General features: G+C 70.8%; 12 protein-coding genes. 5 read left to right on the top strand and 7 right to left on the bottom strand.

Annotated elements, in window-relative coordinates:
• The first annotated feature begins 8 nt into the window (after positions 1 to 8).
• Positions 9 to 1,019: a 3-hydroxyacyl-CoA dehydrogenase NAD-binding domain-containing protein gene (locus tag ACWD02_RS20525; RefSeq protein WP_451212530.1), complete on the top strand. Its 1,011-nt coding sequence runs from the start codon at positions 9 to 11 to the stop codon at positions 1,017 to 1,019.
• Positions 1,016 to 1,552 carry a thioesterase family protein gene (locus tag ACWD02_RS20530; protein ID WP_451212533.1) on the top strand — a complete coding sequence of 179 codons (537 nt, stop codon included), beginning with the start codon at positions 1,016 to 1,018 and terminating at the stop codon, positions 1,550 to 1,552. Before ACWD02_RS20525 ends, ACWD02_RS20530 begins: the two co-directional genes overlap by 4 nt.
• A 12-nt stretch (positions 1,553 to 1,564) precedes the next feature.
• Here the strand turns inward: ACWD02_RS20530 and ACWD02_RS20535 are convergent, their stop codons facing one another.
• From ACWD02_RS20535 to ACWD02_RS20545, 3 genes are all read right to left on the bottom strand, one after another.
• A complete protein-coding gene (locus tag ACWD02_RS20535; protein ID WP_451212536.1) occupies positions 1,565 to 2,056 on the bottom strand; it encodes an excalibur calcium-binding domain-containing protein in 492 nt (163 codons plus the stop codon).
• Between the two features lie 122 nt (positions 2,057 to 2,178).
• A complete protein-coding gene (locus ACWD02_RS20540) occupies positions 2,179 to 3,483 on the bottom strand; it encodes an MFS transporter (RefSeq protein WP_451213346.1) in 1,305 nt (434 codons plus the stop codon).
• A 77-nt stretch (positions 3,484 to 3,560) separates the two neighbouring features.
• Positions 3,561 to 4,439, bottom strand: coding sequence for a hypothetical protein (locus tag ACWD02_RS20545; RefSeq protein WP_451212538.1), 879 nt, complete (start codon positions 4,437 to 4,439; stop codon positions 3,561 to 3,563).
• A 152-nt stretch (positions 4,440 to 4,591) separates the two neighbouring features.
• Here ACWD02_RS20545 and ACWD02_RS20550 point away from each other — a divergent pair, with 152 nt between their 5' ends.
• Positions 4,592 to 5,938, top strand: a complete 1,347-nt coding sequence (locus ACWD02_RS20550; protein ID WP_451212541.1) for a 6-phospho-beta-glucosidase — start codon at positions 4,592 to 4,594, stop codon at positions 5,936 to 5,938.
• A 46-nt stretch (positions 5,939 to 5,984) separates the two neighbouring features.
• On the opposite strand, the gene ACWD02_RS20555 is transcribed toward ACWD02_RS20550, so the two are convergent.
• Entirely contained in the window at positions 5,985 to 6,422 is a 438-nt protein-coding gene (locus ACWD02_RS20555; protein ID WP_451212542.1) for a VOC family protein, read from the bottom strand.
• Between the two features lie 123 nt (positions 6,423 to 6,545).
• Here ACWD02_RS20555 and ACWD02_RS20560 point away from each other — a divergent pair, with 123 nt between their 5' ends.
• Entirely contained in the window at positions 6,546 to 6,935 is a 390-nt protein-coding gene (locus tag ACWD02_RS20560) for a (2Fe-2S) ferredoxin domain-containing protein (RefSeq protein ID WP_451212545.1), read from the top strand.
• A gap of 183 nt (positions 6,936 to 7,118) precedes the next feature.
• Here the strand turns inward: ACWD02_RS20560 and ACWD02_RS20565 are convergent, their stop codons facing one another.
• A complete protein-coding gene (locus ACWD02_RS20565) occupies positions 7,119 to 8,051 on the bottom strand; it encodes an NADP-dependent oxidoreductase (RefSeq protein ID WP_451212547.1) in 933 nt (310 codons plus the stop codon).
• A 404-nt stretch (positions 8,052 to 8,455) separates the two neighbouring features.
• Here ACWD02_RS20565 and ACWD02_RS20570 point away from each other — a divergent pair, with 404 nt between their 5' ends.
• Positions 8,456 to 11,056 (top strand): beta-glucosidase, encoded by a 2,601-nt coding sequence (locus ACWD02_RS20570; protein ID WP_451212550.1) that lies wholly within the window; start codon positions 8,456 to 8,458, stop codon positions 11,054 to 11,056.
• On the opposite strand, the gene ACWD02_RS20575 is transcribed toward ACWD02_RS20570, so the two are convergent.
• Both ACWD02_RS20575 and ACWD02_RS20580 read right to left on the bottom strand, forming a co-directional pair.
• On the bottom strand, positions 11,053 to 11,745 hold the full coding sequence (locus ACWD02_RS20575; RefSeq protein ID WP_451212553.1) for a TetR/AcrR family transcriptional regulator: 693 nt from the start codon (positions 11,743 to 11,745) through the stop codon (positions 11,053 to 11,055). The genes ACWD02_RS20570 and ACWD02_RS20575 overlap by 4 nt on opposite strands.
• A 125-nt stretch (positions 11,746 to 11,870) precedes the next feature.
• On the bottom strand, positions 11,871 to 13,055 hold the full coding sequence (locus ACWD02_RS20580; RefSeq protein ID WP_451212556.1) for a serine hydrolase domain-containing protein: 1,185 nt from the start codon (positions 13,053 to 13,055) through the stop codon (positions 11,871 to 11,873).
• Positions 13,056 to 13,193 lie beyond the last annotated feature (138 nt).

Raw genomic sequence — 13,193 nt, forward strand, 5'->3', positions numbered from 1 at the left:
TCACCCTCATGGCTGACTCCGTCACGACCGACTCCGTCCCCACACCCCCCGCCCCCTGCGCCCCCGAAGACGTACGCCGCATCGCCTGCGTCGGCGCCGGAGTGATCGGCGGCGGGTGGGTCGCCCACTACCTCGCCCGTGGCTACGAGGTCACCGCCTGGGACCCCGCCCCCGACGCCGAGCAGAAGCTGCGCCGCCTGGTCGACGCGGCCTGGCCCGCGCTGACACAACTGGGCCTCGCGGAAGGTGCGTCACCGGACCGCCTCACCGTCACCGCCACTCTCGAAGAGGCGGTCGCCGACGCCCAGTTCGTGCAGGAGAGCGCCCCCGAGAAGCTGGAGCTGAAGCGCGACCTGCTGGCCCAGCTGGACGCGGCCGCGCCCGCCGGAGTCGTCATCGCCTCCTCCACCTCCGGCTACCCGATGACCGACATGCAGACCACGGCCGCCGACCCGGGCCGCCTCGTCGTCGGACACCCCTTCAACCCGCCCTACCTCATCCCGCTCGTCGAGGTGGTGGGCGGCGACAAGACGGCCGCGCACGCGGTCACTTGGGCCTCCCGCTTCTACGAGGTCGCGGGCAAGTCCGTGATCACCATGGCAAGCGAGGTGCCCGGCTTCATAGCCAACCGCCTCCAGGAAGCGCTCTGGCGCGAGGCCCTGCACATGGTCGCCAACGGCGAGGCCACGGTGAAGGAGATCGACGACTCGATCACCGAAGGACCCGGCCTGCGTTGGGCGTTCATGGGCCCCATGCTCACCTTCGCGCTCGCCGGCGGCGAGGGCGGCATGGCCCACATGCTCGACCACTTCGGCCCGTCCCTGAAGTCCCCGTGGACGCGCCTGGAAGCACCCGAGCTCGACAAGAAGCTGTACGACGCCGTGGTGGCCGGCTGCGACGACGCGGCGGACGGCCGGACCATCGCGGACCTGGTCGCCGAGCGCGACCAGGGAGTCATCGACGTACTGCGGGCGACGGGACGCCTGCCGCAGCAGCGCGCACAGGAGGACACCAAGTGAGCGAGCCCGTGCATACCGAGCCCGTGCATACCGAGCCCGCGCCTTTCGAGCCCCTGCCGCCCCTCCACCGGACCGTACGGCCGGAGTGGATCGACTACAACGGCCACATGAGCGAGGCCTTCTACGTCCTCGTCTTCGGCTATGCCACCGACGCCATGATGATCGAGACCGGCCTGCACGAGGGCTACCGCGAGTCCACGGGCTGCTCCCTCTACACGGTCGAGGCGCACATCCGCTACCTCGACGACGTGGCGGAGGGCGCCCACCTCGCCGTCCGCACCCGCATCCTGGGCGCCGACGCCAAGAAGGCCCGTTTCACCCACGAGCTGTACGTGGTCGACGAGCCCGGAGCGGACATCACCCCGGACGCGAGCCCGGTGGCGACCACAGAGCTCCTGGCCCTGCACGTCGACCAGAACGCGGGCAGGGCAACCCCCTTCCCGGAGGGAATCCACACCCACCTGAAGGGCCTCACGGAACCGGCCCCGGAGTGGGCGGGCCGTTCGATCGCCGAGGTGCCCCGCCCGTCCTGACCGCGTGGACGGTCAGGTGTCGCAGCCGACGCCGTCACCGTCGCGGTCGAGGTGAGGCCCGTAGCCGGGCTCGCCGCGGTGCACGGGAGCGGCTCCCGCGGCGCGGGCCTCGGTGCAGTTCCCGTAGGCGACGCTGCCGCCCCCGCCGGTGCCGGAGTCGCTGTCACCCGAGCCGGGGGCGGCCGCCTCCGGCTGGGCGGTGACGGTGGCCTTCACCGTCTTCGTGGCCTTGACGGTCTTGGTGACCGTGGGAGCGGGCTTCGGCTCGGCCGTCTCGGTCGCCGTCGCCGTAGCTGTGGCCGTGACGGTCGGAGTCGGGCCCGCTTCCTTCGCGGCGGCCTTGGCCGAGGTGCTGCCGTCGTCCCCGAGACCGGCGGCGAGGCCGATGAAGAAGGTGAGGGCGAGGGCGGGTAGCGCGAAGCGCTTGCGAGCCCACTTCGGTGCCTGCCTCGGCGCAGGCCCCGGCCCGGGTGTCGACGGCGGCGCGGGATATGGATCGGCCATGGTGCCCCCCTGGTTGCGGGAAAGTGGCACGACGCTAGTCCTGCGATGTCAGATGTGAAGGTATTTTGTGTGAGCAGTGATGGATCCGTGACCAATGAGGGCTGTCGCCCCATCTGTGAGGGCTAGCGCTCCAGTTCCTTGTGGGCCGTTTCCGGGAGGTTGAGATACACCGCCGATGACGCGAGGCAGAGCACGGCCACGTACCAGGGGAAGAGGCCCGGGTTGCCGATTTCCTTGAACAGAGTGCCCATGTACGGGGCCGTGCCGCCGAACAGGGCGACGGTGAGGGAGTACGGGAAGCCGATGCCCGCGGCGCGGACGTGGGCGGGGAACACCTCCGCGTTCACGGCCGCCGAGATGGACGTGAAGCCGGTGAGCAGCACCATGCCCGCGCACTGCACCATCAGGAGCGAGCCGAACGAACCGTCCAGGGATCGCAGCAGCGGCACGCTCAGGACGGCGAAGCCTATTCCGAAGAAGAGCAGGAGCGGCCTGCGGCCGAAGCGGTCGGAGAGCAGTCCGCCGACCGGCTGGAGCAGGGTGAAGAACGCCAGTGAGAGCGTGCCGGACAGCAGCGCCTGGCTCTTGCTGATGTCGGTGTTCAGCTCGGCGTACGTCGGCAGGTACGACGTCCACGTGTAATACGCGATCGTGCCGCCGGCCGTGATGCCGCAGATCAGCAACGACTGGCGCGGGTAGTTGCGCAACGCGTCGAAAAGGCGGGGGCGTTCGGACTCGTCCTGGGGTGTCTGATGGGTCTCCTGCGCGCCCTGCCTGATCCAGAAGCCGACCAGGCTCAGCACCGCGCCGATGACGAACGGCAGCCGCCACCCCCAGCCGTCCATCTGCCCCTCGGAGAGCATGCCGACGAGCAGCGCGGCGACACCGGACGCGGCGAGCTGGCCCACGCTCGTCGACACGTACTGGAAGCTGGAGAAGAGCCCTCGGCGACCGGGCCCCGCGGACTCCACGAGGAACGTCGTCGATGCCGCGAACTCGCCGCCCACGGAAAGGCCCTGGAGCAGCCGGGCCAGGACCAGGACGACCGGAGCGAGCACCCCGACGGACGCGTACGTCGGCGTCAGGCCGACCAGCAGGCTGCTGCCGCCCATCAGCAGGATCGTGACGGTCAGCGCGGCCCGCCGGCCGCGCCGGTCGGCGACCGCCCCCATGAGCAGCCCACCGACCGGCCGCATGAAGAAGCCGACGGCGAAGACGGCGAAGGTGGAGAGCAGCGGCACGAGAGAGTTCCCCGAGCCCTTCGGAAAGACCTGGTCGGCGATATACGTGGCGAGGAACGTATACGCGTACCAGTCGTACCACTCCACGGCATTGCCCACGGAGGCGGCGAGGAGTTGGCGTATGGGGCGGCGGGGCCGAGCGGGGCGCGTTTCGGACACGGGGTCGTGCCGGTGTTGCTGTGTCATGATCGCGACCATCCCCCGCCCGGCCCCTTCGCACACGTACGGCATGTCGAGGGTGTGTGCGGGCCGGCCGGTCTTGGTCAGCCGGTCGTTGGCTTGTACGAGTACACCGATGTCGTCACCAGGCACGGCGCCGGCGGTACGACCTGGGCGCGCAGCGTGCGGCGTTCGGAGTCGTAGTCGATGCCCTCCGTCTCGAACGTGCCCCGGCACAGGCTTCGTTGCGGGACGGCGAACAGGCTTGTGACCTTGCCCGTCACCGGCTTCCCGTCGAGCGCGCGCTCCAGGTCCACCTGGAGGACGGGCCGGTCCTCGGGCCACAGCTCCTTCGACGCGTCGTTGGACGCGCACACGAGGCGGGTTTCGGAGACGAAGTCGCAGCCCTGGATGTCACGCACCGGCTTGTCGAGCGAGATCTGACCGGCCTGGGGGAGCGCGCCGCCGGTGGGCGGGGTCGAGGAGTTGAGGAGCGGGGCGGGGAAGACCTGGAGTCGGTTCTGGTCGCCCCATTCGCCCGACACCAGCCACTGGTTGCCGGGCGCGACGGCCGCGAAGGAGTTGTTCAGCTTCTCGCCCGCGTCGAGTCGGTGCTCGTAGAGGTAGCGCTTCCCGCCCGGTGTCGTGACCGCGAACATCTTCGACTTCGCGTCGTCGCCGCCCTGGTAGGCGTCGACGGTGTGGCCGGCGGCTATGTCCGGGTCGCCGACATGGCTCCAGCCCTTGGCCCGCAGGTCGAGCGGGATCGAGGCGAGGCCCCGGTAGAGGAGACTGCCGTCGGCGCGGCTGGCCAGGCCCTGGCTGCCGGTGAGGGAGTTGACGGACGAGACGCCGGTCTCCTGCCAGCCGCCGGGGGATCTGGGGGCCGTGTCGGCCGATGCCGCGGAGCCGGTCGTCACGGCCAGCGCGAGGGCGCCGAGCAGGGCCGCGGATGCCTTCGCGGACGTCTTGAGGGGTGTCATCGGTGCGCTACCTCCGTGGGGGGTCGATCGCTGCCGGGCAATCGTACGTAACGTGACCTCTGTCGACGGGTGAGTTCTGACAGGTCGACAGGTGTTCCGGCGGCGGCTGCGACGTCCGGGCGACGGCTGTTCCGACAGAAGGTGGTTGAGACGTGAGGCTGGTCATTCTCGGTGGCGGCGGATTCCGCGTTCCGCTCGTGTACGGCGCGCTGCTCGGCGACCATGCCGAGGGCCGGGTCACGGAGGTCGTCCTGCACGACCTGGACGCGGGACGGCTCGGCGCGGTCGCCCGTGTGCTGGCCGAGCAGGCTGCCGGCGTACCGGACGCCCCCGCCGTGACGGTGACGACCGACCTCGACGACGCCCTGCGGGGCGCGGACTTCGTCTTCTCGGCGATCCGGGTGGGGGGCCTGGAGGGACGAGCGGCCGACGAGCGGGTGGCGCTCGCGGAGGGTGTCCTTGGCCAGGAGACGGTCGGCGCCGGCGGCATCGCGTACGGCCTGCGGACCGTGCCCGTCGCCGTGGACATCGCGCGCCGCGTACGGCAGCTCGCCCCTGATGCCTGGGTCATCAACTTCACCAACCCCGCGGGCCTGGTCACCGAGGCGATGTCCCGGCACATCGGCGACCGCGTCATCGGCATCTGCGACTCGCCGGTGGGCCTGGGACGCCGCGTGGCACGCATGCTGGGCGGCAACCCCGACGAGGCGTTCATCGACTACGTCGGACTCAACCACCTGGGCTGGCTGCGCGGACTGCGCATCGCGGGCCGCGACGAGCTGCCGCGACTGCTCGGCGACGCGCGGATGCTGGACTCCTTCGAGGAGGGGCGGCTGTTCGGCGCGGAATGGCTCCAGTCGCTGGGCGCCATCCCCAACGAATACCTGCACTATTACTACTTCAACCGTGAGGCGGTCCGCGCCTACCAGGAGGCGGAGCAGACGAGGGGTGCGTTCCTGCGCGACCAGCAGGCGCGCTTCTACGAACAGCTGGGCCGGGACGAGGAGGTGTCCTCGGCGCTCAAGGCATGGGACGCCACGCGGGCGGAGCGGGAGGCCACCTACATGGCCGAGAACCGGGAGGCCGCGGGTGTCGGTGAGCGAGCGCCCGAGGACCTCGAATCCGGTGGCTACGAGAAGGTCGCCCTCGCCCTGATGCGGGCGATCGCACGGGACGAGCGGACGACGCTGATCCTCAACGTCCGCAACCGCACGACCCTGTCGGCACTGGACGCCGACGCGGTGATCGAGGTCCCGTGCTCCGTCGACGCCAACGGCGCGCACCCCATGGCAGTGGACCCGCTGCCGGGTCACGCGACGGGCCTCGTGTGCGCGGTGAAGGCGGTGGAGCGAGAGATCCTCGCGGCAGCGGAAAGCGGCTCACGCGCCACCGCGGTAAAGGCGTTCGCACTGCACCCCCTGGTGGACTCCGTGACGGTGGCGCGCCGCTTGGTGGAGGGCTACGGGGCGGTGCATCCGGGGCTTGCGTACTTGGGGTGAGGTGGGAGCGGCGGGCGACAGGCACGGGCGGCGGCCGAGGCCCAGGTCATACCAAACAGAACTCGTTGCCTTCCGGGTCTGCCATCTCTATGTGGTCGGGTTTTCCCTGCACTTCGTGCTGCCGGATCACCGTCGCCCCGGCCGCGGTCAGCTTCTCGGCCGCGGCGACGACCCGGGGCCAGCGGACGTCCCAGGGGGTCTCGCGGCCGCCGCCGACCTGTACGTCCAGGTGGAGGCGGTTCTTGACCATCTTCGGCTCCGGGACCTTGAGGAAGGAGAGGGTGGGGCCAAGGCCGTCCGGGTCCGACAGATAGGCGCCGTCGTCCCACTCCTCCTCGGGGACGTCGTAGTGCGCCAGCCATGCCTTCCAGCTGTCGAAGCCGGCCGGCGGTGGCTTCTCGTAGTAACCGAGCGCCAGGGCCCAGAACTTGGCCAGCTCGCCCGGCCGCGCGCAGTCGATGGTGACGGTCCATTGGATGGCCATGAGCGCTCTCCCTCTCCTGCGTACCTCCGCGCGGATCGCGATGGATGGCGTTGGATGGTGATGAATCGAGCGTGCCACAAGGGTCTGACACTGATGCTGATGCAGGGCTGAGATGATCATTGGATGAGCCCCGTCATCTCCATCGGATCCGCCGCCGCCCGCCCCTGCACACTGGTCGTGTGCCGAGGCTGCTGCTGCGGCAACTCGCGGAAGCATCCCGGTACGGACCACGACTGGCAGCTGGCGCGGATGCGGGCCGCCGCCGCGGAGTCGGCGGGGCGGTTCGCGGTGCGTACGAGTGAGTGCCTCGGGCCCTGCGGGCAGGCGAACATCGTCGTCGTACAGCCCTCGCGGGAGGGGCGCAGGCGCGGTGGCCGGGCCGTCTGGATCGGTTTCGCCATGGACGACGACTCGATCGACGAGATAGTCGCGTGGGCCGAGGCGGGCGGACCGGGAGTCGCGGCACCGTCGGCGGCGCTGACCCTGCAGGTGGTGGACCCCCGGCAGACCTGAGGGGCGAAGGACGGGGTGTGGGTCGGGGCCGAGAGGCAGGCCGCCGCCGTCGTCCCTTCGAGGACCTTGTCGACGAAGCCGTGCGAGGTCAGCCCCCCCCACGCCCCGCGCCCAGCTCAGCGCCGCGAGGCCATCCGCCCCCCTCACGCCCCCGCCCCGCTCAAGGCCGCGAGGCCGGCCCCCTCAAGGCCCCACCTCGATCACGACCTTGCCCCGCGCATGCCCGCCCTCCACCGCCCGAAGCGCCTCGTCGGCCCGCTTCAGTGGGTACGTCACCGTCACCTGCGGCCGTAGCACCCCGTCGACGGCGAGTTGCGCCACCGCGTCCAGGACCTCGCTGGTCCGTGCCCGCGCAACCGCCGCCCCGCCCAGCTCCCCGACCGTCTCCTTGGCCGCAGCGGTGATCAGCTTCCCCTCGCGGTCAGCGAACGGCAGCAGGGACGCCACCGCCACGAGATCCTCGCCGCCCACCAGGTCGAAGATCGCGTCCACCTGCCCGCCCGGCGCCGCTGCCCGCACGCGGTCCACCAGGTCGGGGCCCGGCGGTACGTGCACCGCGCCCAGGGACTCGACGAAGTCCTTCTTGCCCGCGCTCGCCGTGCCCACGACCTGGATGCCGAGATGCCTCGCCAGTTGCGCCGCCGCCACGCCCACCCCGCCGCCGACCCCGGTGATCAGCAGGGTGGCCCCGGCAGGCAGCGCCAACTGGTGCACCCCGTCGTACGCCGTCGCCACGGCGACCGGCAGCGCGGCGGCTTCCGCGAACGTCAGGCCCTCCGGCTTGTGCGCGGCAAGAGAGGCGGGCAGCAGGGTGTACTCGGCATAGCCGCCCGTGTCCGGATTGCCGAACACCGCATCGCCGACCGTGAAGCCTTCGACTCCCGAACCGACCGCTTGGACCACGCCGGCGACCTCGCTCCCCAGCACCTCGGGGAACTCGGCGGGCGGCGCCCCCGGCCTCCGCTTGCCCGCGCGCAGCTTCCAGTCGACCGGGTTGACCCCCGCCGCCCGCACCGCGACCAGGAGTTGCCCCGGACCGGGCTCCGGTGGGTCCTGCTCGACAAAGGCCTCCACTTCAGGGCCGCCGAACCGCGTGAATACGTACGCCTTGGACATGTGCTCCCTCGCTTCGAGCCGTGAAACCCGGTCCTCGATCACTGGTCTCAGCACCGTGCACCGTGCACCGTGCACGTGCACCGTGCACTGGGAGCCGTAACTCGTGAACCGTGAATCGTGAACCGTGATCCGACGTGACTGTCACCCAGGACGACCGCCACGATCGCCCCGCTATTCCCCGTACGCCACGGCATTCACGAGGTCGCAACGAGAGGCCGTCCAGCGCCCCGACCTCAAAACTGAACGCCCCACAAAGTTTTCCCGACGCGAGCCTTGACCTTGCGTGTTCAACCAATCAAGACTCAGGCCCCACAACACCGCACTGGCGCGGGTGACGCATTCAGCTCTTGGCGTCGTCGAACCAGTTCGGCACGCCCAGAGCCGCGTTCGGAGGCCATTTCGCCATGCCTGCCACCACACGTCGTGAACTCATGAAGCAACTGGGCGGCACCGCAGCCGCCTTCGCATTCGTGGCCGCCGCCGGCCCTCTCGCCTCGGCGACGCCCGCCACCGCCGCCGCGGGAACGCAAGCTCCCGCCTCCCCGGGCGCGGCCGCCGCCACGCGCCGCGTCCGGGGGCTCATCGCCCGCCTCACCCTTGACGAGAAGATCAGCCTCGTCCACGGCGCGACCGACCCGCGCAGACTGGGTCAGGCCGGTTACCTGCCGGGTGTCGAGCGCCTCGGCATACCGGAGCTGCGCCTGAGCGACGGCCCCGCGGGCGTGAACGTGACGAAGTCGGCGACCGGCCTCCCGCCGGTCGCCACGCTCGGCTCCTCCTTCAACCTCGAACTCGCCCGCGAGTACGGCGAGGTCATGGGCCGTGAGGGCCGCACCCTCGACATGGACGTCCTGCTCGCCCCGCAGATCGAGCTCTCCCGGACGCCGTTCTTCAGCCGCAACAAGGACCAGTCCGGAGAGGACCCCTACCTCAACGGCCTGATCGGCGCCGCCCAGGTCGAGGGCGTCCAGGCGCAGGGCATGCTCGCCCAGGCCAAGCACTTCCTCGCCAACAACCAGCGCCTGCACGAGTTCGACCGCGAGAAGCCGGAGAACTCCTACGACTTCGTCGTGGACGACCGGACGCTCCACGAGCTGTACCTGCCCGCCTTCGAAGCCGTCGTCCGTGCCGGTGTCGCCTCCGTCATGTCGGCGTACAACCACCTCAACGGCAAGTGGAATTCCGAGCAGAGCACCACCCTCACCGACATCCTCCGTGGCGAACTCGGCTTCAAGGGCTTCGTCACCTCCGACTGGGGCGCCACCCATTCCACGGCCGCGCTCGAAGCGGGTCAGGACATGCAGATGTGGGACGGCTCGTTCTACGGGGAGCCCCTGAAGAAGGCGATCAAGGACGGTTCCATCCCCGAGGCCGCCCTGGACACCGCCGTCTCCCGCATCCTCGGTCAGTACGACGCCTTCGGCATGCTCGACGGCAGCCGTGTCCCCGCCCGCAAGAAGATCGACGTCAAAGCCGGTGCACGTGTCGCCCGCGAAGTGGCCACCCAAGGCGCGGTGTTGCTCGCCAACGACGGCGGACTCCCGCTGTCCCACTCCGCGTTGCGCGACCTCGCACTCATCGGCCCGACCGCGGGCCAGGTCGCCACATCCGTGTCGGGCGAGCGCGCGTACGGCTTCGAGGACCGCTTGGTCAGCCCCCTCGACGCACTGCGCCGCAGCACCAAGCGGAAGATCGCCTACGAGGCCGGCGTCGACCTCACGGGCACGGCCGTCCCCGCCTCCGCGTTCCCCAAGGGCCTGACACGCAAGGACGGTGGCACGGCCAAGGGCACGGACAAGAGAGTCGACTTCGTCGGTGACAAGGCGCTCCCGGTCGGCACGACGGCCGAGTGGACCGGCACCTTCGTGCCACCCACCACCGGCGAGTACGCGCTCAAGATCCAGGGCTGGGGCGCCGCCGTCTCGCTCAGCCTCGACGGCAAGGAGCTGACGACCGCGGCCGGTGCCCGCGACAGCTTCGCGCGCAAGTGGTCCTCGATCGTCCCGACCACGGACGGTCTCGACAACGGCCAGGCGGACCCCATCCAGCTCACCGGTGGCAAGTCCTACCAACTCGTCGTCAAGGCCACCGGCTGGGCCGAGACCATCGCCGAACGCGGCCCGGTCCAGGTGCGGTTCGCCTGGGTGACCCCGCAGCAGCGCACCGCCTCGATCACCGCCGCGGCGAAGCTGGCCCGGCGCGTCCACACCCCGGTCGTCTTCGCCTTCAACGGTTCGGGCGGATCGGTGGGCGGCAGCGGTGACTTCACCACGCTGACGCTCCCCGCCCACCAGGACGAGCTGATCACGGCGGTGGCGAAGGCCAATCCGCGTACGGTCGTCGTCCTGACCACCGGCTGCCCGGCGACCATGCCCTGGCGCCGCGAGGTCGGCACGATCCTGCACACCGGTTACGTCGGCCAGGAGGGCGGCTGGTCCACCGCCGATCTGCTCACCGGCCGCGCGAACCCGGGCGGCAAGGCCACGGTGACCTGGCCGAAGAAGGACACGGACCACCCCACCCTGGACCCGGCCCACCCCGAGCGTTACTACGGCGTCGACGGGGTGGTCAAGTACAGCGAGGGCATCTTCACCGGCTACCGCGGCTTCGACAAGGCGGGCATCGAGCCCCTCTTCCCCTTCGGACACGGCCTGTCCTACACGGAGTTCGGCTACCGCGACCTGTCCGTGCGCAGGGCGGGCGAGGGATACGAGGTGTCGTTCACGGTGACGAACCGGGGGCGGCGCTCGGGCGCGGAGGTCCCGCAGGTGTACGTGGGCGCGCCACGCGGCGCCCGGGTCGAGATGGCCGTCAAGACGCTGGCCGGCTTCGACCGCGTCGAGCTGCGCGCGGGGGAGTCGCGCCGGGTCAGGGTGCGGGTCGCCGAGCGGCAGCTGTCGTACTGGGACACGGACCGCGGCCGCTGGGTGCGTCCCGAGGGGCGGCGCTCGGTGTACGTGGGGTCGTCGTCCCGAGACATCCGGCTGACGGGGGTGGCGCGCTAGGGGGCGGTGGCCTGGGGGAGTTGTTCCGTCTCGGCCGGCTCACCAAGCCCCTTGCCGTCCACGGCTAGTGCTTGGGTGAGCCGGTCCAGGTACGCGCGGTACAACTCCACGAAATCCAGACGGCCTTCGGCGATGGCCCACTGCACCTGGAGCCCGTCGGACACGGCGAGGATCTCCCGCGCGACGCCCTCAGGGTCGGTTCCGGGCTTCAACTGCCCCTCTGTGACCGCTCGTTGCAGCACCGAGGCGAGAAAGTGCGCGACACGTTCGTACCGCTCGGTGAAATAGGCGTGCGCCGGGTGCGAGGGGTCGCCCGCCTCCGCCGACAGCCTGGTGTAGAGCTCGATGAGCCCCGGCTGGGTGAGGTTGTAGGCGGCCAGCGCGAGCACCTCCCGGAACAGCGCGCGCACGTCGTCACCGCCGGAGTCGGGGCCGAGCCGCCCGAAGGTACGGACCGTGCGCTCCTCGCGGGCTTCGAGCACCGCCATCAGGAGGCGCTGCTTCGACCCGAAGTGGTGGGTGATGACGGTGGCGGAGGTACCCGCCTCCTCGGCGATCTTCGCCAGGGAGGAGTTCAGATAGCCCGCCTTGGCGAAGAGCGCGAGAGCCGCGTCGATGATGGCCGCCCTGCGGGAATCGGCGGCGGCGTACTGCCCTGACGGGCGGTGGCGGGGGGTGCGCTGCTCCATGGAGGCAGATTACGTCGCCCGAACCCGCGCCCCCGGCCACGCATCCCTGGCCGCGCACCCCTGGCCGCGCACCCCGGCCGCGCACCCCTGGCCATGCATCGCCAACCCTTGCCACCCCTACCGCCCTACCCCAGCCCGCGGTACAGCGCCCCCACCAAATGCACGCTCCGCAAGTCCTCCCCGGAGGTTCCGCCGCCCATCCGGTTCATCACGTACGCGTACGAGACCCGGTTCTCGGGGTCGGCGAACGCGTAGGAGCCGCCCGCACCTCCGTGCCCCAAGGCCCGTGGATTGGGCCCCGCCTGCCCGTACCGGTTCAGCATGTAGCCGAGTCCCCAGTCCCACTTCTCGCCCCACGCCGTGCCCGCCGCGAGCACCAGGTCCGGCTCATCGGGCTCGCCCTGCCGCGTCCGGGCCCGCTCAAGTGCCGCGGAGCTCAGCAGCTCGCCGCCTCCCAGCGCCGCGTACACCGTCGCGAGCCCGCGCGCGGAAGCGTGACCGTTGGCCGCGGGGATCTCGGCGGACCGGTAGGCCGCACTGTTCACGTTACCGACGGGCAGGTACTGCAGGGCGAGCGTGACGACGGCCATCGGGTGGGCGTCGATCGCGGTCACCGGCGGCGCGGGCGGAGGGGCGGAACCGAGCGCGCTGCGCGGGCCGTCGGAGGCGAGCGGCCTCGCCATGTTCGCGCACCGGACGTGCTCGCTCTCCGGAGTGCCCACGTACACATCCGCGCCGAGCGGTCCCGTGACCTCGCTCCGCAGGAACCTGCCGAGCGAGACCCCGGTGATACGCCGGACCACCTCACCGACCAGGTAGCCGAAGCTCAGCGCGTGGTACCCCTGCGCCGAACCCGGCTTCCACCACGGCGGCGTCGCGGCCAGCGCCCCGCACACCTTCTCCCAGTCGTAGAGGTCGTCCGGCGTCATGGGCTCGCGCGGCGCGATCACCCCGGAGCGGTGGCTCAGGAGCCAGCGCACCGGGATGTCGGCCTTGCCCTCCTGGGCGAACTCCGGCCAGTAGCGGGCGACGGGTGCGTCCAGGTCGAGCTCGCCCCGGTCGGCAAGCAGATGCGCGCACAGCGCGGTCATCCCCTTGGTCGTGGAGTACACGTTCACCAGCGAATCGCGCTCCCACGCGCGCGTGCCCGTCCGGTCCGCGTCCCCGCCCCACAGATCGACGACGAACTCACCGCCGACCGTCGCCGCGACGGAAGCCCCGAGATCGCCGCGCTCGGCGAAGTTGCGCTCGAACTCCTCGCGTACGCCCTCGAATCCCGGGGCGACGGTTCCATGGATGCGTGCGGTCATGACTCTCCTCGATCGCTGGAAGCGCCGGCCCGGCAGGAGGCAAGAACGAGACAAAAAAAGAAGGCAAGGAGGTGTTCCCACTCCTTGCCACTCTTAATTTATAGCGCAGTGGGGGGCTTGCGGCAAGGCCCCGGTCGT

It is taken from the genome of Streptomyces sp. NPDC002853, from assembly GCF_053591915.1.